This window comes from Methylophaga sp. OBS1 (genome assembly GCF_026319365.1).
The window spans coordinates 258,170-280,456 of record NZ_JAPDMS010000001.1 but is presented as its reverse complement, the minus strand read 5'-3'; the positions used below and the strand labels follow the sequence as shown (position 1 = coordinate 280,456).

The 22,287-nt window shown below is 51.4% G+C and carries 27 protein-coding genes and 1 tRNA gene; 12 read left to right on the top strand and 16 right to left on the bottom strand.

Annotated features, from left to right (window positions below):
- Positions 1–13 precede the first annotated feature (13 nt).
- Positions 14–931 carry an AraC family transcriptional regulator gene (locus tag OMQ46_RS01330; RefSeq protein ID WP_266235189.1) on the bottom strand — a complete coding sequence of 306 codons (918 nt, stop codon included), beginning with the start codon at positions 929–931 and terminating at the stop codon, positions 14–16.
- Between the two features lie 166 nt (positions 932–1,097).
- Here OMQ46_RS01330 and OMQ46_RS01325 point away from each other — a divergent pair, with 166 nt between their 5' ends.
- The 4 genes from OMQ46_RS01325 to OMQ46_RS01310 all read left to right on the top strand — a co-directional run bounded on the left by OMQ46_RS01325 (position 1,098) and on the right by OMQ46_RS01310 (position 5,545).
- On the top strand, positions 1,098–2,618 hold the full coding sequence (locus OMQ46_RS01325) for an aldehyde dehydrogenase family protein (RefSeq protein WP_266235187.1): 1,521 nt from the start codon (positions 1,098–1,100) through the stop codon (positions 2,616–2,618).
- Between the two features lie 130 nt (positions 2,619–2,748).
- Complete coding sequence (gene acs / locus OMQ46_RS01320; RefSeq protein WP_266235186.1) at positions 2,749–4,713, top strand: acetate--CoA ligase; 1,965 nt, start codon at positions 2,749–2,751, stop codon at positions 4,711–4,713.
- On the top strand, positions 4,713–5,114 hold the full coding sequence (locus tag OMQ46_RS01315) for an RNA-binding S4 domain-containing protein (protein ID WP_266235185.1): 402 nt from the start codon (positions 4,713–4,715) through the stop codon (positions 5,112–5,114). The genes acs and OMQ46_RS01315 overlap by 1 nt, the downstream gene beginning before the upstream one ends.
- A gap of 2 nt (positions 5,115–5,116) precedes the next feature.
- Positions 5,117–5,545, top strand: a complete 429-nt coding sequence (locus tag OMQ46_RS01310) for a MazG nucleotide pyrophosphohydrolase domain-containing protein (protein ID WP_266235183.1) — start codon at positions 5,117–5,119, stop codon at positions 5,543–5,545.
- Here the strand turns inward: OMQ46_RS01310 and fdhD are convergent.
- The 4 genes from fdhD to OMQ46_RS01290 form a co-directional block, all read right to left on the bottom strand.
- On the bottom strand, positions 5,542–6,363 hold the full coding sequence (fdhD, locus tag OMQ46_RS01305; protein WP_266235182.1) for a formate dehydrogenase accessory sulfurtransferase FdhD: 822 nt from the start codon (positions 6,361–6,363) through the stop codon (positions 5,542–5,544). The genes OMQ46_RS01310 and fdhD overlap by 4 nt on opposite strands.
- Positions 6,356–7,363: a GTP 3',8-cyclase MoaA gene (gene moaA / locus OMQ46_RS01300; protein ID WP_266235180.1), complete on the bottom strand. Its 1,008-nt coding sequence runs from the start codon at positions 7,361–7,363 to the stop codon at positions 6,356–6,358. The genes fdhD and moaA overlap by 8 nt, the downstream gene beginning before the upstream one ends.
- A gap of 11 nt (positions 7,364–7,374) precedes the next feature.
- Positions 7,375–7,590: a DUF2892 domain-containing protein gene (locus OMQ46_RS01295; RefSeq protein ID WP_266235178.1), complete on the bottom strand. Its 216-nt coding sequence runs from the start codon at positions 7,588–7,590 to the stop codon at positions 7,375–7,377.
- Positions 7,591–7,666: 76 nt separating this feature from the next.
- Entirely contained in the window at positions 7,667–8,338 is a 672-nt protein-coding gene (locus tag OMQ46_RS01290; RefSeq protein WP_266235176.1) for a Bax inhibitor-1/YccA family protein, read from the bottom strand.
- Between the two features lie 154 nt (positions 8,339–8,492).
- On the opposite strand from OMQ46_RS01290, the gene OMQ46_RS01285 reads away from it, so the two are divergent.
- From OMQ46_RS01285 to OMQ46_RS01270, 4 genes are all read left to right on the top strand, one after another.
- Positions 8,493–8,582, top strand: a tRNA-Ser gene (locus tag OMQ46_RS01285).
- A 403-nt stretch (positions 8,583–8,985) separates the two neighbouring features.
- A complete protein-coding gene (locus tag OMQ46_RS01280) occupies positions 8,986–9,435 on the top strand; it encodes a hypothetical protein (protein WP_266235175.1) in 450 nt (149 codons plus the stop codon).
- A 94-nt stretch (positions 9,436–9,529) separates the two neighbouring features.
- On the top strand, positions 9,530–9,964 hold the full coding sequence (locus OMQ46_RS01275) for a hypothetical protein (RefSeq protein WP_266235173.1): 435 nt from the start codon (positions 9,530–9,532) through the stop codon (positions 9,962–9,964).
- Between the two features lie 143 nt (positions 9,965–10,107).
- Complete coding sequence (locus tag OMQ46_RS01270; protein ID WP_266235171.1) at positions 10,108–10,494, top strand: hypothetical protein; 387 nt, start codon at positions 10,108–10,110, stop codon at positions 10,492–10,494.
- Here OMQ46_RS01270 and cmoB read toward each other — a convergent pair whose 3' ends face one another.
- Genes cmoB through tsaB form a run of 3 tightly spaced genes read right to left on the bottom strand, consistent with a single transcriptional unit; the run spans position 10,495 to position 12,880 of the window.
- Positions 10,495–11,469, bottom strand: coding sequence for a tRNA 5-methoxyuridine(34)/uridine 5-oxyacetic acid(34) synthase CmoB (gene cmoB / locus OMQ46_RS01265; protein ID WP_266235169.1), 975 nt, complete (start codon positions 11,467–11,469; stop codon positions 10,495–10,497). It abuts the gene before it with no gap.
- Positions 11,466–12,197, bottom strand: a complete 732-nt coding sequence (gene cmoA / locus OMQ46_RS01260) for a carboxy-S-adenosyl-L-methionine synthase CmoA (RefSeq protein WP_266235168.1) — start codon at positions 12,195–12,197, stop codon at positions 11,466–11,468. Before cmoA ends, cmoB begins: the two co-directional genes overlap by 4 nt.
- On the bottom strand, positions 12,197–12,880 hold the full coding sequence (gene tsaB / locus OMQ46_RS01255) for a tRNA (adenosine(37)-N6)-threonylcarbamoyltransferase complex dimerization subunit type 1 TsaB (protein ID WP_266235166.1): 684 nt from the start codon (positions 12,878–12,880) through the stop codon (positions 12,197–12,199). Before tsaB ends, cmoA begins: the two co-directional genes overlap by 1 nt.
- 86 nt (positions 12,881–12,966) lie before the next feature.
- Between tsaB and OMQ46_RS01250 the strand changes: the two genes are divergently transcribed.
- Complete coding sequence (locus OMQ46_RS01250) at positions 12,967–13,089, top strand: hypothetical protein (RefSeq protein ID WP_266235164.1); 123 nt, start codon at positions 12,967–12,969, stop codon at positions 13,087–13,089.
- A 97-nt stretch (positions 13,090–13,186) separates the two neighbouring features.
- Entirely contained in the window at positions 13,187–13,426 is a 240-nt protein-coding gene (locus tag OMQ46_RS01245) for a hypothetical protein (RefSeq protein WP_266235163.1), read from the top strand.
- Here the strand turns inward: OMQ46_RS01245 and OMQ46_RS01240 are convergent, their stop codons facing one another.
- The 8 genes from OMQ46_RS01240 to OMQ46_RS01205 all read right to left on the bottom strand — a co-directional run bounded on the left by OMQ46_RS01240 (position 13,427) and on the right by OMQ46_RS01205 (position 20,768).
- A complete protein-coding gene (locus OMQ46_RS01240) occupies positions 13,427–13,999 on the bottom strand; it encodes a YceI family protein (protein WP_266235161.1) in 573 nt (190 codons plus the stop codon). It abuts the gene before it with no gap.
- Positions 13,996–14,559 carry a cytochrome b gene (locus tag OMQ46_RS01235; protein ID WP_266235159.1) on the bottom strand — a complete coding sequence of 188 codons (564 nt, stop codon included), beginning with the start codon at positions 14,557–14,559 and terminating at the stop codon, positions 13,996–13,998. Before OMQ46_RS01235 ends, OMQ46_RS01240 begins: the two co-directional genes overlap by 4 nt.
- Positions 14,560–14,649: 90 nt before the next feature.
- A complete protein-coding gene (locus OMQ46_RS01230) occupies positions 14,650–16,833 on the bottom strand; it encodes a YgiQ family radical SAM protein (RefSeq protein WP_266235158.1) in 2,184 nt (727 codons plus the stop codon).
- 79 nt (positions 16,834–16,912) lie between these two features.
- Positions 16,913–17,476: a L,D-transpeptidase family protein gene (locus OMQ46_RS01225; RefSeq protein WP_266235156.1), complete on the bottom strand. Its 564-nt coding sequence runs from the start codon at positions 17,474–17,476 to the stop codon at positions 16,913–16,915.
- The gene (locus tag OMQ46_RS01220; protein WP_266235154.1) at positions 17,473–17,907 is read right to left on the bottom strand and encodes a CBS domain-containing protein; all 435 of its coding nucleotides are present in this window, start codon (positions 17,905–17,907) and stop codon (positions 17,473–17,475) included. Before OMQ46_RS01220 ends, OMQ46_RS01225 begins: the two co-directional genes overlap by 4 nt.
- A complete protein-coding gene (locus OMQ46_RS01215; RefSeq protein ID WP_266235152.1) occupies positions 17,900–19,093 on the bottom strand; it encodes a cation:proton antiporter in 1,194 nt (397 codons plus the stop codon). The genes OMQ46_RS01220 and OMQ46_RS01215 overlap by 8 nt, the downstream gene beginning before the upstream one ends.
- Positions 19,093–19,899: a spermidine synthase gene (locus OMQ46_RS01210; protein ID WP_266235151.1), complete on the bottom strand. Its 807-nt coding sequence runs from the start codon at positions 19,897–19,899 to the stop codon at positions 19,093–19,095. Before OMQ46_RS01210 ends, OMQ46_RS01215 begins: the two co-directional genes overlap by 1 nt.
- Positions 19,899–20,768, bottom strand: coding sequence for a DUF3530 family protein (locus OMQ46_RS01205; protein WP_266235149.1), 870 nt, complete (start codon positions 20,766–20,768; stop codon positions 19,899–19,901). The genes OMQ46_RS01210 and OMQ46_RS01205 overlap by 1 nt, the downstream gene beginning before the upstream one ends.
- Positions 20,769–20,909: 141 nt before the next feature.
- Between OMQ46_RS01205 and rpe the strand changes: the two genes are divergently transcribed.
- Together rpe and OMQ46_RS01195 are read left to right on the top strand one after the other, a co-directional pair.
- Positions 20,910–21,602 (top strand): ribulose-phosphate 3-epimerase, encoded by a 693-nt coding sequence (gene rpe, locus OMQ46_RS01200; RefSeq protein ID WP_266235148.1) that lies wholly within the window; start codon positions 20,910–20,912, stop codon positions 21,600–21,602.
- Between the two features lie 8 nt (positions 21,603–21,610).
- Positions 21,611–22,279 (top strand): phosphoglycolate phosphatase, encoded by a 669-nt coding sequence (locus OMQ46_RS01195; RefSeq protein ID WP_266235146.1) that lies wholly within the window; start codon positions 21,611–21,613, stop codon positions 22,277–22,279.
- Positions 22,280–22,287: the final 8 nt, after the last annotated feature.

Sequence of the window (22,287 nt, the reverse complement as noted above, 5' to 3'; positions counted from 1 at the left end):
TAGGCCCTCGGCCTTATTCGTTGCCTGATAGCAGCCGATACTGACTGGGTGAACAGCCAAAGAAACGGGTAAAGCGACGACTGAAGTGACTTAAATCGTTGAAACCAAAGCTGTAACAGGCATCAGTGACACTTTTACCGGCGCGTATGGCCTCTGCCGCCGATTTCAATCGCAGTTGTTGCTGAAATTCGCCCGGGGTACAGCCCAGCTGTTTTTTGAACTCAACATAGAGTCGGCTGCGGCTCATACAGGCGCGACGACAAAGCTGATCGACATCCAGCGGCGTAGTCAGATTCTGTTCCAAATAGTGAATCGCGGCAGTGACGCCGGTGGCATCGGGATCCTGCTGACAATAGCTCAACAATACTTCACGACCCTGTTCCCTGAGCAAACGGATAACCAGCTCAGTGACGCCCAAATCGAGCATGATCTCCTTATCTGGATTATTCTGGGTATATAGGGACACCATTTTCTCCAGTAACTGCTGAGTATCGGTGGTGTGATGGGTGTGAATAATTTTGGGTTGGTACTCCCAACTGTGGTCAACCACTTCCAGTCGGGTCAGATCGCGCATTCGTTCTGAAATGTCGCTGATGCGATCTTTTGATATTTCTATTGTCAAACAGGTTGTGGGTGCTTCCTCTTTGGCGTCAGGGAAATCAATTTCCACATAATCGCCGGGCGGCATCACATAGGATTCATGCGGGAGAAACAGCTCGCCATCCTGATGACGCAGATCATGCATGACTTTACGGCCACTGACCATGCCACAGAACAGTAATTGCTCAGCCGCAAGGCCGACACCAGTGGCAGCACGATAGGTATCGTAAATGCTCAACGCTGAGTCAGGACCTGCAAACTGCAATTTGTTTTCGATCAGTAATTGTCGTTTTTCACGCCGTTTTGACAGCGAGAGTTTCTCAATCTGCATCGTGAGTTCTTTAATACGTTTGTCACAAAATTTTGGAACTGTTCTGGACTATAAGTCAAGTGATTGGGAATTACAGTCAAGCGTATTGATAAGGGTGGGATTTATCCTGCATCATCACTCTTATATTAATTATTAGATCATTAGCACACACAGAGAGAGAAAAACCATGATTTACGCTAAACCAGGAACTGAAGGTTCCGTTGTCAACTTCGACAAACGCTATGATAACTTTATCGGTGGCAAATGGGTGGCCCCGGTCAAAGGCCAGTATTTTGATAACGTCACCCCCGTTACCGGTGAAGTCTTCTGTGAAGTTGCCGAATCAACTGAGGAAGATATCAACCTGGCGCTCGACGCTGCCCATGCGGCAAAAGATGCCTGGGGTAAAGCCTCCGTTACTACCCGATCCAACGTTCTGCTGAAAATCGCTGATCGCATTGAAGAAAACCTGGAAATGCTGGCCGTGGCAGAAACCTGGGATAACGGCAAAGCCGTTCGTGAAACCCTGAACGCCGACGTACCGCTGGCGGCGGATCACTTCCGTTATTTCGCCGGTTGTATCCGTGCGCAGGAAGGCACCATGGGTGAAATCGACGAAAACACTGTCGCCTATCATTTCCATGAGCCACTGGGTGTTGTGGGCCAGATCATTCCCTGGAACTTCCCGCTGCTGATGGCAGCCTGGAAAATTGCACCTGCACTGGCTGCCGGTAACTGCATCGTGATGAAACCAGCTGAATCGACCCCGGTGTCGATTCTGAAACTGATGGAAGTCATTGGTGATCTGCTGCCACCGGGTGTACTGAATATCGTCAATGGTATGGGCCGTGTTGCCGGTGAAGCCCTGGCTTCCAGCAAGCGTATTGCCAAAATTGCCTTTACCGGCTCGACGCCTGTCGGCTCGCACATCATGTCCCGCGCCGCGGAAAACATTATTCCATCGACTACAGAGCTGGGCGGTAAATCGCCGAACATCTTCTTCGAAGACATCATGCAGCAGGAAGAAGACTTCATTAACAAAGCGGCTGAAGGTATGGTTCTGGCCTTCTTCAACCAGGGTGAAGTCTGCACCTGTCCGTCACGCGCGCTGATTCAGGAAAGCATTTACGATCAGTTCATCGCCAAGGTCATTGAACGCGCCAAAATGATTAAGCGTGGTAATCCACTGGATACCGACGTTCAGGTGGGTGCTCAGGCCTCACAAATGCAGTTCGACAAGATTATGGAATATGTCGACATTGGTAAAAAAGAGGGTGCTGAAGTTCTGATGGGTGGCGAAGTTGAACAGCTGGGCGCTGAATTCGACAGCGGTTATTACATCCAGCCGACCCTGATGAAAGGCCACAATAAAATGCGGATCTTCCAGGAAGAAATCTTTGGCCCGGTGGTGTCAGTCACTACCTTTAAAGATGAAGCTGAAGCGCTGGAAATCGCCAACGATACCGAGTTCGGTCTGGGCGCCGGTGTCTGGACCCGTGATATGAACCTGGCTTACCGCATGGGCCGAGGCATTCAGGCCGGTCGTGTCTGGACCAACTGCTATCATGCCTACCCTGCTCACGCTGCCTTTGGCGGTTACAAGAAGTCAGGTGTCGGTCGTGAAACCCACAAAATGGTGCTTGAGCACTATCAGCAAACCAAAAACCTGCTGGTCAGCTACAGCACCAGCCCGCTCGGCTTCTTCTAGAATCCGTTTTAGTCAAAACTCTCCCCTAAGCCCTGCTTTCGGGAGAGTTTTTTATGTCTGCTTAACAGGCATTCTGTTCAGGGGTAAAGTGTTACTCTGACCTTAAGAACAATCGTAAAGGTGTCGTTATATGGCTCAAGAAAATATTGAATCCAACCTGCATGAAGATCGTCGGTTTCCACCAAGCGAGGCTTTCGTCAAAAGTGCCGCGCTGCATGCTGATGACCTGGAAGCGCTTTACGCCAAAGCCAAAAAAGATCATGAAGGCTTCTGGGCTGATCTGGCGCGTGATCTGATCGACTGGAAGCAGCCGTTCACAACAACGCTGGACAGCAGCAACGCGCCACATTACCGCTGGTTTCCGGATGGCAAACTGAATGTGTCCTACAACTGCCTGGATCGCCAACTGGAAAAAAATGCAGATAAAACGGCCATCATATTCGAAGGTGAAAAAGGTGATGTTGACCATGTCAGCTATCGCGACTTGCACAAGAAGGTATGCGTCTTTGCTAACGCGCTGAAAGCACAGGGTGTTAACAAAGGGGATCGGGTCATCATTTACATGCCGATGATTACCGAGGCGGTTATCGCGATGCAGGCCTGCGCCCGCATCGGTGCGATTCACTCGGTGGTTTTTGGTGGTTTCTCGGCCTCCTCGCTGAAAGACCGGATTGAGGATACCGGTGCCAAAGTGGTTGTCACCGCCGATGGTGGTCATCGTGGCGGTAAAATAGTCCCTCTCAAACAAACGACGGATCAGGCGCTTGAAAACGGCTGCGACAGCGTTGAAACCGTGATTGTTTATCAACGCTGCAACCAGGGCGTGGAAATGAAAGACGGCCGTGATATCTGGTGGCATGATGCCACCCAAGGCCAGTCTGAAGACTGCGAACCGGAGTGGATGGACGCTGCCGATCCATTGTTCCTACTCTATACCTCCGGCTCTACCGGCAAACCGAAAGGCATCCAGCACGGCTGTGCCGGTTATCTGCTCAACGCCATTACAACCATGCGCTGGGTGTTTGATATCCAGGACTCTGATGTGTTCTGGTGTACGGCCGATGTCGGCTGGATCACCGGTCACACTTATGTCGCCTATGGCCCGCTGGCCACCGGTGCAACTCAGGTCATTTATGAAGGTGTGCCTACCGTGCCGGATGCCGGTCGCTTCTGGGATGTCTGTGCCCGTCATGGCGTCACCATTTTCTACACTGCACCGACCGCGATTCGCGCGCTGATGAAAGTCGGTGATGAACTGCCTAACAGCTATGACCTGTCCAAGCTGCGTCTGCTGGGTACCGTTGGTGAGCCGATTAATCCGGAAGCCTGGATGTGGTATTTCAACGTCATTGGTCAGGGCCGCTGCCCGATTGTGGATACCTGGTGGCAGACTGAAACCGGGGCACATATGATTGCACCGGTGCCTGGTGTCACCCATGCCAAGCCCGGTTCCTGTACCCGCGCCCTGCCTGGTATTGATGCGGCTATCGTTAATGATGATGGTGAAGAAATCACCAAGGCCAATCAGGGTGGTTATCTGGTCATTCGTAAACCCTGGCCCTCAATGATCCAGACTATCTGGGGCGATGATCAACGCTATAAAGACACCTACTGGCCGTATTTTGGCGGTAAATATTATCTGGCTGGTGACAGCGCCCGTCGTGATGAAGATGGTTTCTTCTGGATCATGGGTCGGATTGATGACGTGCTGAATGTCTCTGGTCACCGCCTTGGTACCATGGAAATCGAATCTGCGCTGGTCGCCCATGAACTGGTGGCAGAAGCGGCTGTGGTCGGTCGTCCGCATGATGTTAAGGGTGAAGCGGTGTTCGCCTATGTCGTACTCAAAGGCACCCGTCCTGAAGGTGGTGTTGATGAGAAATTGACCCAGGAGCTACGAAACTGGGTGGGTGAACAGATCGGCCCTATCGCCAAACCGGATGACATTCGTTACTCGGATAATCTGCCCAAAACCCGTTCGGGCAAGATTATGCGCCGTCTGCTTCGCGCCATTGCCAAAGGAGAGGAAATCACGCAGGATACATCGACGCTGGAAAATGAATCGATATTACTGCAACTCCAAGGTAAGGCTTAATGGCGGATCAGAACGACCGATCTGAATCACAACGTTTAGACAAATGGTTATGGGCTGCGCGGTTTTACAAAACCCGCAGCCTCGCCGTTGAAGCCATCAGCGGCGGTAAAGTGCACCTTAATGGTCAGCGGGTCAAACCCAGCCGCACAGTGCGGGTGGATGACAAGCTGACCATCTCCAAACCACCCTACGAATTCGACATTATCGTTCAGGGGCTCAACCTGCAACGACGGCCTGCGACAGAAGCGCAGGCACTCTATCAGGAAACCGAAGACAGTCGCGAGAAACGCGAGCTACTTCGTGAGCAGATCAAAAACGAGCCGCTTGGCTTCCGTCAGCAAAAAGGCCGCCCCAGCAAACGTGACCGCCGTAATATCATTCGCTTCACCCGTCAGGATTAAAGATGGCCAGCCAGGATTTTCTGCTCAATCAGCTTGATAAACATCAGGATGCCCTGCGTTATGCAGTCGCGATGCAGAAAAAAGCCGCTGAAGTCGGTTTTGACTGGCCGGATATTCAGGGCGTTATTGCCAAAATTCATGAAGAACTGGATGAGCTGGGCCAAGAAATCGCTGATGATGCGGATACAAACCGCTTAAGCGATGAACTCGGTGATGTGCTGTTTGCCTGCTGCAATCTGGCCAGACACTTAGGCATAGACCCTGTGGATGCGCTGCAAGGCACCAATCAGAAGTTTTACCGGCGATTTAATTTTGTCGAAACCAGCGTCACGGCAGCCAATAAAGGATTTGGCGATTTCAGCCTGGAAGAACTCGATGCCTTCTGGCATCAGGCCAAGCTGCTGGAAAAACTGGACAACAGTGAGATTTAGCTGACGGTTTCAGACTGACTGAAAGCTTCAATACCGTTATAGACCAGAAAGTGCTTACCCTTGGCACGAGCGACCATACCGATACCGATCTGCTGCGCCAGTTTCAGGCCCATCTCGGTCACGCCGGAGCGGGACAGTAACAATGGCACCTGCATCTGGGCGACTTTAATCACCATCTCCGATGTCAATCGGCCAGTGGTGTAAAACACCTTGTCATGACCTTTAATGCCGTTCAGCCACATCCAGCCGGAGATGGCATCCACCGCATTGTGCCTGCCGACATCCTCAACAAACATCAGAATATCAGTACCATCACACAATGCGCAGCCATGCACCGCCCCTGCCTGCTTGTACATCTCGTTGTATTCAGTCAGCGCCTTGAGCGCCGCATAAATCGAGTCCGCGCTGAATGACGGACAAGTCAGTTTTAGTTCTGACAACGAATCCATCACATGGCCAAACATGGTGCCCTGACCACAACCACTGGTTACCGTACGGCGAGAAGTTAACGCCTCAATATTGTCTTTGGCAGTGCGTGTGGTGACCGCCACCGCCTCCACGTCCCAGTCCACCTGAATCGATTCGATATCATCCAGCTTGTCGACCAGCCCCTGATTTCGCAGATAGCCCAGTGTCAGCAGTTCCGGCTGGGCACCCAGGGTCATCAGAGTGACAATTTCAATGGTGTTGAGATAGATAGTCAGGGGACGTTCGCCGGTCAGCGATACTTCGCGGCTTTCACCGTTTTCATCGACCACGGTCGTAGTGTGTAGTCGGTGAATACCGGCATTACTCATTTTCGGCCTGTAATCAGCCACCCGTGACACTCATATGGCGGAAAATTACCGGCTTGGCCTCAATATCAAAATCATGGCCTTCCGGTTTGATATCCATTGACTTCACAATCGCCTGCTTGAGCTTATCCATATCCCCCGGATGGCGGCGAATGATGTCTCTGAGGTCCATGGAGTGCTCCTGCCCCAGGCAAAGCAACAGACGACCTTCCGTAGTCACGCGCACCCGGTTGCAGCTACTGCAGAAGTTATGACTGTGTGGGGAAATAAAGCCGATGCGGCTATCGCTGCCAGCCAGCTGGTAATAGCGTGATGGGCCGCCAGTGGATGCAATACTGGGCTGAAGATCAAAGCGTGTCTTTAGCTTTTCCAGCACCTCATCACTGGAACAGTAACTCTCACCACGATGGTGTTCCACCTGACCCAGTGGCATCTCTTCAATGTAAGAGATATCCATACCGTTGTTGATTGCAAACTCTGCCAGATCGATGATTTCGTCTTCATTGCGACCTTTCATGATGACGGCATTGAGTTTGATCCGCTTGAATCCGGCCTGTCTGGCCGCCTCGATGCCTTTCATGACCTGTTCCAGCTCACCGGTGCGGGTCAAAGCTTTAAACCTGTCAGGGTCCAGTGAGTCGAGGCTGATATTGATGCGGTCAACCCCGGCTTTGACCAGCGCTTCGGCATGTTTGGGCAACTGAGAGCCATTGGTGGTCAGCGTCAGCTCTTTAAGCGAGGTATTCTGTTTAAGCTGACCAATCTGATCAAACAACCAGTCAACATTGCGTCGAACCAGAGGCTCGCCACCGGTGATTCGGACCTTTTCCACACCAAGCTCACAAAAAGCCTTAAGCAGAAAGACAATCTCTTCCAGTGTCAGCAGTTTTTCGCGGGGCATGAACGTCATTTCTTCGTCCATGCAATAGACACAACGAAAGTCACATCGGTCGGTGATCGACATACGTACGTATGTGACTTTGCGTCCGAAGCGGTCAACCAGTTGTGTCGGTAATTCGCTCATTTCACTATCCGTTATTCCGGCTTATTAGTACCAGCATGAGTGTCGCAGCTTTTTGCGGTAGAAAAGCCAAACAAAGCATATCCACCACAGCGGCCTGTAACACCATTCAAAATCAGAGCCAATCCGAGCAATGCCCACCAGCTCTGATGATACAAGGCTATCACTATTATAGCCGCACCGATGAAAATCCGTAAAAGCCGGTCCCAGTTTGCCAGATTTTTCTGCATGGTTATCTCATAAAAATAAACCCCGCAGGGCGGGGTTTATTAGAAAACAAATTAAGCGCTCAGTTCACTACTTAATTCAATCATCGCCTGAGAAAGCACCCAGCAGATGCAGCAGGCTGGTGAACAGGTTGTAGATAGAAACATATAGCGTGACTGTCGCCATGATGTAGTTGGTTTCACCACCATTAACAATCTGGCTGGTTTCATACAGAATCAGACCGGCCATCAGCAGTACGAACATCGCAGAAACAGCCAGTGACAGACCCGGCATTTCGAAGAAGAATGCTGCAAGACCCGCCAGGAAAGCGACCAGGATACCAACGAACAGGAAGCCACCCATGAAGCTGAAGTCTTTCTGACTTTTCACAGCATAAGCTGACAGGGCAAAGAAGATGATGCCGGTGCCACCCAGGGCCTGCATCACAATCTGGCTACCGTTGGGTAGCCCCAGATACATATTGACGATGGGGCCCAGTGTGAAACCCATAAAGCCAGTCAGCGCGAAGACGGAGGCCAGGCCCCAGACACTGTTACGCAGTTTGGCTGTCAAAAACAGCAGGCCGAAATAACCCACAAGGGTCAGAATGATGCCCGGATGCGGCAGGTTCAATGCCATGGATAGACCGGCTGTCATGGCACTGAATACCAGTGTCATGGCCAGCAAGCTGTAGGTATTTCTGAGTAGCTTGTTGGTCTCAAGTACTGACTGCTGCGAACGAGCAACCGTCGATTGAGCATCGTAATTCATCAGAGTGTCTCCATTTGATGTTGATGAAATTGTCNATTGCACTGACAACATCCTACCTTATAAGNTCTAAATGGCAATANNATNCANATTGGCAGAAATAATTTTGCCTTAGCGGTTGTGCTGGCGGGTATTATCTGTATAATTTCGCATCTTCGGAGGGATGGCAGAGCGGTTGAATGCACCGGTCTTGAAAACCGGCAAGGGTTAACGCCCTTCCAGGGTTCGAATCCCTGTCCCTCCGCCAAATATAAGCCCCGGTTCGATATGACCCGGGGCTTTTTTGTGTGAGTCAGTAAGACAACATTCGTCTAAATCACCACTTTCACAACAAAGTTTCCAACATACCTTCATCGGGCAACGATAGACGTTTATGGAAACCGGGTGATATTTCAGCTGATCACCACACATCTCAGCATACACAATGCCGAATCTCCGTTGATTTCTTTCAAAAGAAAACGAAAGGACAGCTAGTCAAAATAACAGCAATCGGCTTCTCCACTGTGTATTTCGATGAAATGAAGATGTCATGAAAGTAACAGTCATTAGTCTTGAAAAAACAATCTCAAACTAATCACTAGCAGCAGAGTTCCTCATGTTGCCTGATTCTGCTACATTGTCGTGACGACAAGTACACAGATTATGAAACCATGAAACGCAAGCTGAGCCTTATTTTTGCCATCACAGTCACCCTGCTCTCTTTTCTTGCTAACGCTCATGAGCCTGGTAGCGGACTTGAAATTGAGTCGCCGCACTCACTCCATATCGTCTATACCATCGAACCCGACAGTGTCGATAGCCATGCCATTCAGTCCCTGGTTGAAACCACCCTGGCTGAAACAAGCCTGGAAACGAGCAAACGCGATGATGCACAATTAATACTCAGAGTTGAGGAACATGCGGGCAGTTACCTGCTTTATCTCGATTTCAGCAGACAATTGCAATATGAGGCTCAGGGTAAGCGCTACCTCAAAGATGGCTATGTCTGGGGCCGTTATGCCAAAAACATTACCGACATGGAACAACTGCTGGAGGATGTCAGCTTCTTTTTCGAAGAGTTTCTGCAAAAATACCAGCGTGCCAATAATATCGGAAAATAACTGATCGCCCACCGCTTAATATCTATACCACTGAGAACCTATTGAAGCGCCAGTGTGTCTACCGTCCTGTGTCCCGATAACACAGGGTGGTGGTATGCAACAGCTGGTGAATGGTTTACTGATGTGGGCGGTCAGTCTCAGTAGCTATCCAGAAGCAGCAAATCTCCCTGAGTTGATTGCGATACCCCACGCACAACTGGAAGCAACACTGTGCAATCATGAACAATGTAACGCCGTGGCCTACTATGACCACCATACCGATATTGTTTATTACGACCAAAACCTGGATCTGGAAAACAGCTTGATCGCAAAAAGTTTTATCGTTCATGAGCTGGTGCATTATCTGCAGGATCAATCAGGCAAGATGAAGCACTTTCCCCTGGCCTGCGAGGCCCATATTTCACTGGAGCGGGAGGCATACCAGGTACAGCAACGATACCTGAGTGAACACCAGACAGTGACCCATCATATTGATATGGCGATACATTTGTTAGGTGGTGTTTGCGACTCGGTGCCTGAGACGGAGTGATCGGAGAGCTTGGAAATGCTTTTAATTCGGGTATATACTCTGCTGGTTAGGAAAAACGTCCCGCTTTAACGGGATGTTTTGCTCATCCGTGAAAGTCACTGGCGTATTTTAATAACCAGTCTGTACTTCGATTATGGAAGTTTATGTTGTTTAACAAGCTAACCAGTCTAGGCATTGCCTCGATAGCTTCATTTAGCATCATCACAAGCACCGAAGCTTCTCTGGATTTGCTCGCAGGTGTTGAGGCCGGTATTGAAACCGATACCTCAATGACGAGCAGCGATCTGGAACAGACACAAAAGGCATTATCGACAGAAGCCGTGGGCTCTCGTCATTACTGGCTCAACCAGGAAACCGGTAATGCCTACGAAATCAACATTGATCACACCTATTCTTATGGCCACTATCCCTGCCTGGCTTATGACTTATCGATCACCAAGGATGATGTGACCGAAGTGAAATCACTGGATGCCTGCAAAAACAGCAGCGGTCAGTGGATTTCCATCACCCCTGCTGCCACCGCACTCTGATTACTGCGGCGCATTGGCGATAAACACCCCCCGCATTGGTGCTGGATACCCCTCAATCGTTTTACTTGTATCGTCGGGATCGAGAAAATCCGCCAGGGATTCAAATGTCATCCATTCAGTGCGGCGTTGTTCTTCCAGTGGCGTGATATCGATATCCACACAACGCACGTTTTTAAAACCGCACCTGCGCATCCACAGTAACATCGTCTCAACTGAAGGAATAAACCAGACATTACGCATCTTGGCGTAACGTTCCTCCGGCATCAGGGTCATCCCCGGGCCTGCCTCAATGATCAACGTTTCCAGCACCAGTTCGCCCCCGGGCTTCAGGCAGGAACGCAGTTCCAGAAGATGGCTCAGGGGCGATTTCCGGTGATATAACACGCCCATCGAAAAGACGGTATCAAACCAGCCGAGATTGTCCGGCATGTGCTCGATACCAATCGGCACAACAAAATGCCGGTCACTGTTGATAAAGTGATTGATCAACTGGTACTGCATGGTGAACACCAGCGTCGGATCAATACCCAGCACCAGCTCCGCGCCCTCTCCCAGCATGCGCCAGCCGTGATAGCCGTTACCGCCGCCGACATCCAGCACACGGCGACCTTTAAGTGGGCTCAGGTGGGGTAGCACCCTGTCCCATTTCCAGTCTGAACGCCATTCGGTATCCAGGTGAATATCAAATAACCAATACGGACCTTTACGCCAGGGATGAAACTGTTTTAAGAGGTCGATAAAGGCTTCGCGATCAACATCTCCCAAATCAGCAGCGCCACCAATAGCCACATGGTCTTTTATTTCAATCTCACTGGGTACAACGGCAGGTAGCGCCTTCAACGCTTGTTGCCACATCGGCATCTTGCCATGACGTGTCAGAGAGAGTTGTGATTCAATTCGGCTTTGAAGCTGCTGCCGCCATTCATAGAAACCGGCTTCGTCGAGGATATCGTACAGAGGCTGGTATACACTCATTTAATGGCCACCATCGAAACGAAATTAAAACACTGATACCACTTTTCAACAAAGCTGAACCCTGCCTGCGTCAATCGCGCCTGATGCGCACTCAAGGTTTCTGGGATCAGGACTTTTTCCAGCGCACTCCGCTTCTGACTGATTTCCAGATCGCTGTATCCATTAGCCCGTTTGAAGTTATGGTGTGACTCAATATGGAACTGGTTGACCTGCGGTTCTTCAAAGGCCAGCTTTTCCGACAGGATTAATATCCCCCCCGGCAACAACCCATCGTAAATTTTTTGTATCAGTGTCTGTCTCAATTCAGGCGAAATGAACTGCAGGGTGAAATTCATCACCACAACAGAAGCCTTTTCAATACCGACTTGATTAATATCAGCACATTGCAGCTCGACCGGCACTGATGCTGAATCATCAGTCAGTACCTCACGCGCTTTGGCTATCATCGCTTCTGAATTATCCACGGCGATAATTGTGCAGTCAGGCTGCTGAATCGCATGACGCAGGGACAGGCTGACTGCACCCAGCGAGCAGCCAAGGTCATAACAGTGGCTGCCAGCTTGCACGTAACGCCCTGCCAGGGTACCAATATTGCTGATAAGCGTGGCATAGCCCGGCACTGAACGTTGAATCATATCGGGAAAAACACTGACCACCCGCTCATCAAAGCGAAAATCAACCATCTGTTGCAAAGGGGCGGCGTAAAGCTTGTCTTTTTCACGTGCCATTACTGCTCGCCCTTCTTCTTGGCAACATTGTCACGCAGGTAGACCGGCACTGCCTGCTCTGCAGACAGCGTTTGTCCCTGCTCAGCCAGCTTACGTGCCAGTTTGGTCATGGCCGCCGCAGTGGGCAGTAAGCTGCTGTCTTCACCTGATAAAAGTCCTGCAAAAGCGGCTTTTAGTACTTCGCCATGTTCTTGCCAGCCGGTACCGGCAGCAAACCATCGCTCGTTATCCAGCGGTTTAAATGTGTCGGGTGGGCATACCTGTTCCTTGTCGCAGAGCACCGCCAATCCGTTTTCTTCGCGATAATGCGCTGCATATATTTCTCCCATACGGGCATCCAGTGCCACGGCAATTTGTGTGGCACCGAACTCATCAATGGCTCTCTGCGCGACCGCAGCCAGGGTTGATACTGGAATAATCGGCAACTGTCGGGCAAAAGCAATGCCCTGGGCCACACCGACGCCGACACGGACACCGGTAAAAGAGCCGGGACCTCTGCCAAAAGCCAAGAAATCGATTTCATCCAGGCCCACGCCCGCCTGCTGCAGCAGTTCATTGAGCATGCCCAATATTCGTTCCGAATGACCACGTTGCGTCGTGGTCGACCGTTCAATGAGCTGGTCCGCATTGAGCAGAGCGACGGAGCACACTTCGGTGCAGGTATCTAGTGCAAGAATTTTCATAGTGGCGTCAGTTATTGTCGTCATTTGGCTGTCACAACCGCGCATTATAATGCAAAGCAGTTGATTCGATGGTGCGGGGAGGCGCTATGTTAATGCTGATTGTCGATGCAATCTATGTTCTGAGAGAACTGGCACGACTACTGTTTGTGGTGGTAACTTCCCCTTTCGCTGTTATTGGCGGTCTTTTGCTGCTGGCAGGCCAGCCCTGAGCAATACCAAAGCGAAAGCTTATAAACCACATATTTTTCATTTATATCAATCTGTTATAGCATAGTGTTGTCAGAACATTTCTGGGAGGAGATGACGATGGCAACACAACACTTACAATCTCTGGAACTGGCTGCGCAGGGCGACTGGGATAGCGCACACAGCACAATACAGATCTACGAAGACAGACTCGCGTGCATGGTGCATGGCTATCTGCACCGCGTAGAAGGAGATAACGGCAACGCTGCCTACTGGTATCGCCGTGCGGGCAAATCGTTACCAGTAAACAGCCTGCCGGAAGAGTTTGACCGGCTCTATGAGCTGGCCAAACAGGTGTGATTACTGACGAATACCTTCAATCGACAGGGTCAGATAAACCTCCTCTGCTGAAGGGCCCAGTTTAGTCACATCAATACCGTAGTCGGCAATGGTGAATTTGGTTTCACCAACGAAGCCGACACGGTATCCGCCCCAGGGATCATCACCCTCACCCACTTTTTCAATCGGAATCACCAGTTCGTTGGTGACGCCATGAAGCGTAAAGTCCCCGACCATTACCATGCTGCCATCCTCTTTCACTTCGACAGATTTGGATTGGAAGCGTGCTTCAGGGTATTTGTCGGTGTGAAGAAATTTCTCACGTAAGTGTTTATCACGCTCGGCAAAATTAGTATCGACACTGGCCACATCAATGACGACATCAATATCCGACGCTTCCGGTTGTTCTGCGTCGTAGTTGAAGGTCCCGGCAAAATCATTAAAGCGACCACTCATCCAACTGAAACCCAGATGCTGAATACGAAAGTCGATAAAGGCATGTGCTTTTTCTGTATCAATCACATACTCTGCAGCCTGTGCCGGCAGCATGGAAGAAAGTCCCAGAAAAGACAGGGCGAATAAAGTTTTTTTCATGAATCATCTCCTGATGGAATGGCAAACATACGCTTGAGTGTGGCGTCTTTATCAATGAAGTGGTGTTTCAACGCAGCCAGGGCATGAATTGAGGCCAGCGCGATAATAAACCAGGCAATCCAGAGGTGTAGCCGCCCTGCCCAGTCAATCCAGCCGCTATCGTCTTTGATTAAAGCAGGAATGGCAATCCAATCGAACACCACAAGCGGATCCCCCTTGGCGGTGACAATAAGATACCCGGTCACGAAAAGTAGAAGAATGGCCAGATTCATCAGTAGATGCGCGGCACGGGCCGAGATGCGTTGCCAGGTCGGTATCGATTTGATCTCGGCAGGCGCTATTCTGAGTCGCTGCCACCCCCAACGCGACAGCACAAGCACGGCAGTGACGACACCAATCCCCTTATGCCACCAGGGTGCCTGATAATACCAGTCATCATAGTATCCGAGGTCGACCATCCACAGACCTGAAGCAAACAGGGCAATGGTAAACAGGGCAACACTCCAGTGGAGCAATACCGAAAAAACATCGTAGCGTCGATTTGACGGCTTATCTGGCATCCTTACCTCAATATTAACGTGCGAATAGTGAAGATTGACCCTGAACAAAGGCGAATGTTTCGCAAATAAGATATTTTTTTATTCAATCTATCAGCGACGACGACGGGCAGCTTTCACCTTGGTTTTACCCGGACGGGTATGTTGTGTTTTGAAAGGTCGGCTTTGTCCTCGGCCGGCTTTGGCTTTGCGGCTGATCCGCGCACCTTCGCCCCGTTCACCCGTCCCGGCGGGTTGCCAGGTAGGGATCAGGTGTTTCTTGCCATTACCAATCAGATCCGCCCGACCCATTTTTTTCAGTGCTTCGCGCAACATCGGCCAGTTTTCCGGATCGTGATAGCGGAGGAAGGCTTTATGCAGACGACGTACTTTCAGGCCTTTAGGCACGGTAATATCACCGCCCTTACGCCGCACCTTGTGTAAGGTGTCTTTACCGGAATGATACATGGCTGCCGCCGCAGACATTGGTGACGGCAGATAGGCCTGTACCTGGTCGGCACGGAAACCGTTGCGTTTCAGCCAAATCGCCAGGTTCATCATATCTTCATCCGTGGTGCCCGGGTGGGCAGCAATAAAGTATGGAATCAGATACTGTTCTTTACCCGCTTCCTTCGAGTACTTATCAAACATCTGTTTGAACTTGTCGTAGGTACCGATGCCCGGCTTCATCATCTGCGACAAAGGCCCGTCTTCAGTATGTTCCGGCGCGATTTTAAGATAGCCGCCGACATGATGTGTGACCAGTTCTTTGACGTATTCCGGCGACAAAACAGCCAGGTCATACCGCAGACCGGAAGCAATCAGAACTTTCTTGATGCCCGGCAATGAGCGGGCACGCTTGTAGAGATTAATCAGTGGCGTGTGATCGGTATTCAGGTTTTTGCAGACGCCGGGATAAACGCAGGACAGTCGGCGACAACTGGCTTCAATTTCCTCATCTTTACAAGCCAGACGATACATATTGGCGGTGGGGCCGCCGAGATCGGAAATCACGCCAGTAAAACCGGGCGTGGTGTCACGAATCGCTTCCACTTCCTTGATAATCGAGTCTTCGCTTCGGCTCTGAATGATGCGTCCCTCATGCTCGGTAATCGAACAGAAGGTACAGCCACCAAAACAGCCACGCATGATATTGACTGAGAAACGAATCATCTCGTAAGCCGGGATATTCATCTTGCCGTAGGTAGTATGCGGCACGCGGCTATAGGGCAAATCAAAGACCGCATCCATTTCCTTGGTCGTTAATGGAATCGGTGGCGGATTGAGCCAGACATCGCGGTCTCCATGCTGCTGCACCAGTGCCAGGGCATTCCCCGGATTGGTTTCCAGGTGCAGGATGCGTGAGGTATGGGCATAGGTAACAGGATCATCCTTGACCTGATTGTAGGCCGGCAGCCGGATCACGGTTTTATCGGCATTTCGCGGTGAGACCCGGTGGATCTTAATCACATTGCCTGCAGGTTGTTCCGCTTTTTCCTGTTCTGTGCGGGCTTTTTCCTCGGCACAACTGGCTTCGGTCTGCATCTGATAGGGATCAATCGGCGGATTGAGCTTGCCGGGGGTATCGACCGAGGTGGAGTCTTTCTCCCACCACCCGTCTCTGCGGCCGTGCTTGGTCATGTAGGCGGTACCGCGAATGTCGGTGAGGTCTTTCACCGCTTCCCCGGCGGCCAGACGATGTGCAATTTCCACTACCTGGCGTTCACCATTGCCATAAACCAGCAGGTCGGCTTTGGAATCCATCAAAACGCTATGGCGCACTTTTTCCGACCAGTAGTCATAGTGGGCAATACGGCGGAGGCTGGCTTCAATGCCACCAATAACGACCGGCACCCCTTTGTAGGCTTCACGACAACGCTGACTGTAAACCACAACACTGTGATCAGGGCGTTTTCCACCCTCACCACCGGCGGTATAGGCATCATTACTGCGGATTTTACGGTCTGAGGTGTAGCGGTTGACCATCGAATCCATATTGCCACCGGTGACCCCGTAAAACAGGTTGGGCTTGCCCAGCTTCTGAAAATCCTCAGCGCTGGTCCAGTCGGGCTGAGAAATAATGCCGACACGAAAACCATGAGATTCAAGCAGACGCCCGATCAGGGCCATCCCGAAGCTGGGGTGGTCAACATAAGCATCACCGGTAACGATGATAATGTCGCAGGAGTCCCAGCCCAGCGCGTCCATTTCTTCACGCGACATCGGCAATTCGGGGGCAATACCGAAACGATGTGCCCAGAATTTACGATAGGAAAACAGGTCGGGTGCGGCTTGCATCAGGTCCTCGGGAGGGTCAAACAGAAAGTGGCATTATTCTACCAAATTCAAATACCTGAAGCAGGGTTTTGACGACTGTTCAGTCGGTAATGGTGACGGTAGTGCCTTTGTCGATGTAGCGAGTGAGTTGTTCCACTTCGTTATTGCGAAGTGCGATACAGCCCTGGGTCCAGTTGGCCAGCTCGTGAATTTCCAGTTTATCTTTGGTTTCCACCCCAATACCATGGATGCCGATGGCACCACCCAAAGGGGTATTCTGCGGCGGAAGCTGACCGAAAATATGTGCATCGAGAATACCGCGGTATTCTTTTTTGCTGATACGCCCGGCTTTCAGGGCGTTGATGGCATCCCGAACGCTGGGATAATCCAGTTGAATGAATAAGTGAAAACGGTCGCTGTCACGAACCTGATAGATGTGATATTCACCCAGTGGGGTCTTACGATCGCCGGCCTGCAACTTGCCGCTCTTACCGCCACTGCCAAGCGCCACGTGAAAACTGCGCACTGGCTTACCATCTTTCTGCACAATCAAACGCTGTTCCGAACGCTTAACCAGCAGTTTGTAGTCCCCTGTCGCCGAGGCAGGTAGCTGCCAGACGAGCAACATCACTATCAACAAGCTTGAAACCGACAATTTTTTCATTGAAGACTTTCCCGCACTACTTCAGTCAGTTTGACGACCCCGGTTGGAGCCTCATCCGCTGCTAATACTACCAAATCAGTGACATCCGTCTGCAACTGTCTGTGCAAAATCTGATTAATTTTTTCATTTTCCCGGCAGTAGGCGAAGTGTGGGTCCATCAACTCACCGGCTGTGGCCGCTGCAACCTGAGCAAATAATTGCCGGTGGGAATGGACCGGTCGGTCATGGCAGAACAGATGATTGACCAGTTTATTGAAACTCAAATGGCCTTTTACCTTGCCATTTTCCAGCACGTAAGCATCGCGTGAATCATGCTCGATCAGCGTCTTCACAATATCTCTCAGGCCGGTATCCGCCGAGACCGTCACCAGGGCGTTAGGATGCGCCTGCAGCCACTCGGCCACAGTGAGTTCGATAATACGTTCACTCATAACCTGACTCCCCTTTGATTTCCCCGGCTTTTTGCAGCGCATAGCGTGTGGCAAACGGGCCCAGCAGTTCGTAGATGAGCGTACTGGCCAGAATCACATTCACGATCAGCAGCCCGCTTTCCTCAAACACGGGATGATTGAGTAAGGACAGTGCCAGACCTATCGCAATACCTGCCTGCGGCACCACGCCAAGTCCGATATACTTTCGCACCGGCTCAGGCGCATCAATAAAACGGGCTGCGAGGTTAGTCCCGCCCATCTTACCCAGCACTCTGGCCAGCACATAAATCAGGACCAGCCCGATACCACTCAAAAGAACATCCAGATCAAAATGCGCCCCGGCCAGGGTGAAAAACACCAGAAATACGAATTCTTCCAGATATTCAACCGGTGCCAGCAAACGCTCACCGCCGGATTTAAAGGTGGCACGGGCCACAAAGCCCAGTGTCATCGCAGTCAGCAACGGAGAACAATGCCACACCTCTGCTAGCCCCTGAGAAAGCACTACCGTACTCAGCACCATGGGTAAAAAGAAATGCGGATTGCGCACCCGATGTCCGAAACCGGCCAGAGCCCAGCCCAGTACCGCACCCAGTAATAATGCCCCACCGATCTCTATCAGCGCCATCGACATCACACCGGTGACGCTGCTGCCCGTAGTTGCCGCCAACAGCAGAGAGAAGAGGATGATACCGATCGCATCATCCAGGGCCACCACACCGAGCAGCGACGTCGTCAGTGGACCCCGACTGCGATATTCATGAATAACGGCAACGGTGGCGGCGGGCGCCGTGCTGGCCGCCAGTACCGCCAGTGCTGCCGCAATCAGGATGACTTCAGCTTGGCCTGACAGAAACAGACAGACAGACAGGAAAACGACGACTGCAGCACCCAAGACCTCACCGACAGTGCAAAACACAATGGTACTACCCAGCCTTTTCAATTGTCTGGCCGTGACCGATCCGCCTATCAGGTAGGCAATCAGTGCCAACGCCGTATCGGTGAGTAGCGCAGAGCCCGCGCCCAATTGCAGCTCAAACACACCGCCGAGTGAATCCTGCGACCAGATCAAGCCGGCTAGCGCATAAAGCGCAATTCGGGGCAGGTTAAAACGCGCAGCGACCAGACTGAGCAGCAGACCGGTGACCAGCAGTAATCCAAGATAGAGAAACAGCGACTCCGGCATCAGGCAAATAAGCGACTGATAAAGTTACGATTCTGTCGAATCAGATTCTGTAAGGCCTTGGGCAGGTTAATCCGGTAACGCATTTCCCACTCATCGACCTTAGCGCGCAGCAGCTTGAGGTCGCGGTGATTGACCTCAAACTGTGTAGCAAGCGCAATCACGTTGCCTTTATTCTCCACCGGCAACAGCATCGAGCGGCCCGCAAAGCTCTGGTTAATACGCTGCATGGTGGTATTGAATAAATCTCTCTCGCTGCCCCAGAGGTTGATACTCATGACACCATCGGCAGTCAAAATGCCGCTGCAGGCATCAAAAAAAGGCTGTACGCCGACACTGGCTGCCATGCCGTTGTGATCGTAGGCATCAACCAAAAGCAAGTCGTAGCTCAAATCTGTTTCGTAGAACAATTGACTGACATGCAGATAGCCATCGCCCTGCACAATGTTAAGTCGCGGGTCGGTCAGCGGTACATTAAAATAATGTGCGGCCACCTCAATGACATCACGGCGGTACTCGACGACATCGATCTGACACTGGGGGAAATGTTGCAGCAGAAATTTGACCAGCGAGCCACCACCGAGACCAATCACCAGCACCCGCCGTGGGATGGGATTGAGCAGCAGGCAGCCCATCATCGACTGTGTGTAACTCAACGCCAGATGGGCCGGATCACTCAGCCGCATACTGCTCTGTCTGGGATAAGTACCGAAATGCAACGAGCGGCTGTCACCGTTATCTACTACCTCGATCACGCCATCGTCAGTCTGAGCCTGGTGAATCAGCGTACCATCGCCGTATATGCGCATCAGTTCGGTTCCTCGCTGACGAACTGTTTGTGCAGCCAGCCACGCACATAACTCAATACCCTGGACTCAAAACCATAGAAGCGAAAGCCGGCACCGTTAATGCGTCGCTGGTCATACGCTGTGGTCTGCTGTTGCTTCATAAAAACCAGACGGTCTCTGGCCAGATTATTCATTGAACCGGGCACAGTAGGCGCAATATCAAGTATGGGTGTAATTGCTGGCATAGCCTCAAGCTCAAGCATGGGACGAATCCAGATTAAACCACGTTGTTCTCCCATCTGTTCGGCCAGCGCATCGGTTAGACGCGCGGCCTCACCTAGAGCCAGAACAACGGTTGTACCCGTTTGCTGTGAATCAAGATAAGCCAGTGCGGCGTTGAGACGGGTCGCATTATCCGGCAGTTCAGGTTTTTTTTCTGTGTCCGGGTCTTGGTCAGCTGTTGCATTATCAGCGGGCAAGCCGGCGCTTGCTTGACTGGCATCGACTGTCGGCTGAGCCATGGATGCAGCATTACTGGAGAGAAAAATGCCAGGTTCTCTGGGGTAAGTCAGCGCCACCGTCATGGTTGTCCAGCCCGAGTTAGGCAACCCCTCACGCAGGGTATTGATCAAGCCCGGACTATCGATGCCGGCATTGCTGTCATGCAGAATCAGTACTTTCCCGTAAGACTTGCCCAGTCGATCATTAATCAGTGTCGCGTCGATACGGGTATCCCCTACCGGCAGCGCCAGGTAACCGTTGACCTCACCAGCCTGGCTGATGACAGAGCTGTCTACCTGCGCGGGTTTGGTGTCATCTTCGGCGGTTGCGAGACCCTGACTCAACACAAATATCGCCGCCAGAAGACCGCTTTTTAAAACCTTTTGCAAACCACGCTCCACCCTCTCGTTAATGCCATCCCCAGTATAATGACTGCGGAATCTTTTCAAAAGCTGAAAAATCAGACCTGATACGGTAAAGTATCGGGTTTATACAGCATTTCTAAACCTAAAGTTTTAAGAGAGAACAACATGGCTGAATTCAAAATTGCTCCGTCTATTCTGTCTGCGGATTTTGCCCGCCTGGGTGAAGAAGTCGATAACGTACTGGCATCAGGTGCCGACATCGTTCACTTCGACGTCATGGACAATCACTATGTGCCCAATCTGACCATTGGTCCGCTGGTCTGTGACGCGCTGCGTAAGCACGGTGTAACGCATGAAATCGACGTCCATCTGATGGTCAAACCGGTTGACCGAATCATCCCTGACTTTGCCAAAGCCGGCGCGACTTTCATCACCTTCCACCCCGAAGCCTCCGAGCATATTGACCGCAGTCTGCAACTGGTTAAAGCAGAAGGCTGCAAAACCGGTCTGGTATTCAACCCGGCTACGCCACTGTCTCTGGCCGAACACGTGCTGGACAAAGTCGACCGTATTCTGCTGATGTCAGTCAACCCCGGTTTTGGTGGTCAGAAGTTCATTCCACATACACTGGATAAGCTGCGTCAGGCACGCAAAATGATCGACGAAAGTGGTTATGACATCGATCTGGAAATTGATGGCGGCGTCAACGTCAAAAACATCCGTGAAATCGCTGAAGCCGGTGCCCGCACATTCGTGGCCGGTTCCGCCGTATTCGGTGCTGCCAAAGACAGTGATCCCAACAAATATGAGAGCATCATTGCTGAAATGCGTGAGGAACTGGCCAAAGCCAACGTTTAAGACGTTTCATGGCCATACCCCCTCCCGAGGTCGTACTGATTGATCTGGACGGCACGCTGGTCGACAGCGTGCCGGATCTGGCCTGGTGTACTGCGCGCATGCTGGAAGCGCTGGATTGCCCGACCTGTAGCGAAGACGATGTCAGGTTGTGGGTGGGGAACGGCGTTGAGAAACTGATTAAACGGGCTCTCACCGGTGACATGAATGCTGAGCCTGATCCGGCTCTGTACGATAAGGCTCTGCCCTTGTTCATGACACTTTACAAGGATAACAGTTGTCGGCTCAGTCATCTCTATCCCGATGTCGAAACTGGTTTGAGATGGTTGCAGTCGCGACAGATTAAACTGGGTTGCGTGACCAACAAACCCGAAGCATTCACCCTGCCGCTTCTGGATTTTCTTGGGATTCGGCAGTTTTTTGAGGTGGTGATCAGCGGCGATAGCCTGCCGCAGAAAAAGCCCCATCCGGCACCACTGCTGTACGGCGCCGAGTTTTTCAGGGTCAGCCCCGATAAAGCCCTGATGATTGGTGACTCGGTCAGTGATGTCGAAGCGGCCCGCGCTGCCGGATTCCGGATAGTTTGTATGAGTTACGGCTACAATCACGGTGCCGATATCCGTAGCGCCAATCCGGATGTCGTCATTGACAGTTTTGCAGAGTTGGAAAACTTATTTTAGAAAGAAGC

Coding starts and splice junctions, on each gene's coding strand:
- OMQ46_RS01330 (WP_266235189.1), bottom strand. CDS start 931: ATGCAGATTGAGAAACTCTCGCTGTCAAAACGGCGTGAAAAACGACAA.
- OMQ46_RS01325 (WP_266235187.1), top strand. CDS start 1,098: ATGATTTACGCTAAACCAGGAACTGAAGGTTCCGTTGTCAACTTCGAC.
- acs (WP_266235186.1), top strand. CDS start 2,749: ATGGCTCAAGAAAATATTGAATCCAACCTGCATGAAGATCGTCGGTTT.
- OMQ46_RS01315 (WP_266235185.1), top strand. CDS start 4,713: ATGGCGGATCAGAACGACCGATCTGAATCACAACGTTTAGACAAATGG.
- OMQ46_RS01310 (WP_266235183.1), top strand. CDS start 5,117: ATGGCCAGCCAGGATTTTCTGCTCAATCAGCTTGATAAACATCAGGAT.
- moaA (WP_266235180.1), bottom strand. CDS start 7,363: ATGAGCGAATTACCGACACAACTGGTTGACCGCTTCGGACGCAAAGTC.
- OMQ46_RS01295 (WP_266235178.1), bottom strand. CDS start 7,590: ATGCAGAAAAATCTGGCAAACTGGGACCGGCTTTTACGGATTTTCATC.
- OMQ46_RS01290 (WP_266235176.1), bottom strand. CDS start 8,338: ATGAATTACGATGCTCAATCGACGGTTGCTCGTTCGCAGCAGTCAGTA.
- OMQ46_RS01280 (WP_266235175.1), top strand. CDS start 8,986: ATGAAACGCAAGCTGAGCCTTATTTTTGCCATCACAGTCACCCTGCTC.
- OMQ46_RS01275 (WP_266235173.1), top strand. CDS start 9,530: ATGCAACAGCTGGTGAATGGTTTACTGATGTGGGCGGTCAGTCTCAGT.
- OMQ46_RS01270 (WP_266235171.1), top strand. CDS start 10,108: ATGTTGTTTAACAAGCTAACCAGTCTAGGCATTGCCTCGATAGCTTCA.
- cmoB (WP_266235169.1), bottom strand. CDS start 11,469: ATGAGTGTATACCAGCCTCTGTACGATATCCTCGACGAAGCCGGTTTC.
- cmoA (WP_266235168.1), bottom strand. CDS start 12,197: ATGGCACGTGAAAAAGACAAGCTTTACGCCGCCCCTTTGCAACAGATG.
- tsaB (WP_266235166.1), bottom strand. CDS start 12,880: ATGAAAATTCTTGCACTAGATACCTGCACCGAAGTGTGCTCCGTCGCT.
- OMQ46_RS01250 (WP_266235164.1), top strand. CDS start 12,967: ATGTTAATGCTGATTGTCGATGCAATCTATGTTCTGAGAGAACTGGCA.
- OMQ46_RS01245 (WP_266235163.1), top strand. CDS start 13,187: ATGGCAACACAACACTTACAATCTCTGGAACTGGCTGCGCAGGGCGAC.
- OMQ46_RS01240 (WP_266235161.1), bottom strand. CDS start 13,999: ATGAAAAAAACTTTATTCGCCCTGTCTTTTCTGGGACTTTCTTCCATG.
- OMQ46_RS01235 (WP_266235159.1), bottom strand. CDS start 14,559: ATGCCAGATAAGCCGTCAAATCGACGCTACGATGTTTTTTCGGTATTG.
- OMQ46_RS01230 (WP_266235158.1), bottom strand. CDS start 16,833: ATGCAAGCCGCACCCGACCTGTTTTCCTATCGTAAATTCTGGGCACAT.
- OMQ46_RS01225 (WP_266235156.1), bottom strand. CDS start 17,476: ATGAAAAAATTGTCGGTTTCAAGCTTGTTGATAGTGATGTTGCTCGTC.
- OMQ46_RS01220 (WP_266235154.1), bottom strand. CDS start 17,907: ATGAGTGAACGTATTATCGAACTCACTGTGGCCGAGTGGCTGCAGGCG.
- OMQ46_RS01215 (WP_266235152.1), bottom strand. CDS start 19,093: ATGCCGGAGTCGCTGTTTCTCTATCTTGGATTACTGCTGGTCACCGGT.
- OMQ46_RS01210 (WP_266235151.1), bottom strand. CDS start 19,899: ATGCGCATATACGGCGATGGTACGCTGATTCACCAGGCTCAGACTGAC.
- rpe (WP_266235148.1), top strand. CDS start 20,910: ATGGCTGAATTCAAAATTGCTCCGTCTATTCTGTCTGCGGATTTTGCC.
- OMQ46_RS01195 (WP_266235146.1), top strand. CDS start 21,611: ATGGCCATACCCCCTCCCGAGGTCGTACTGATTGATCTGGACGGCACG.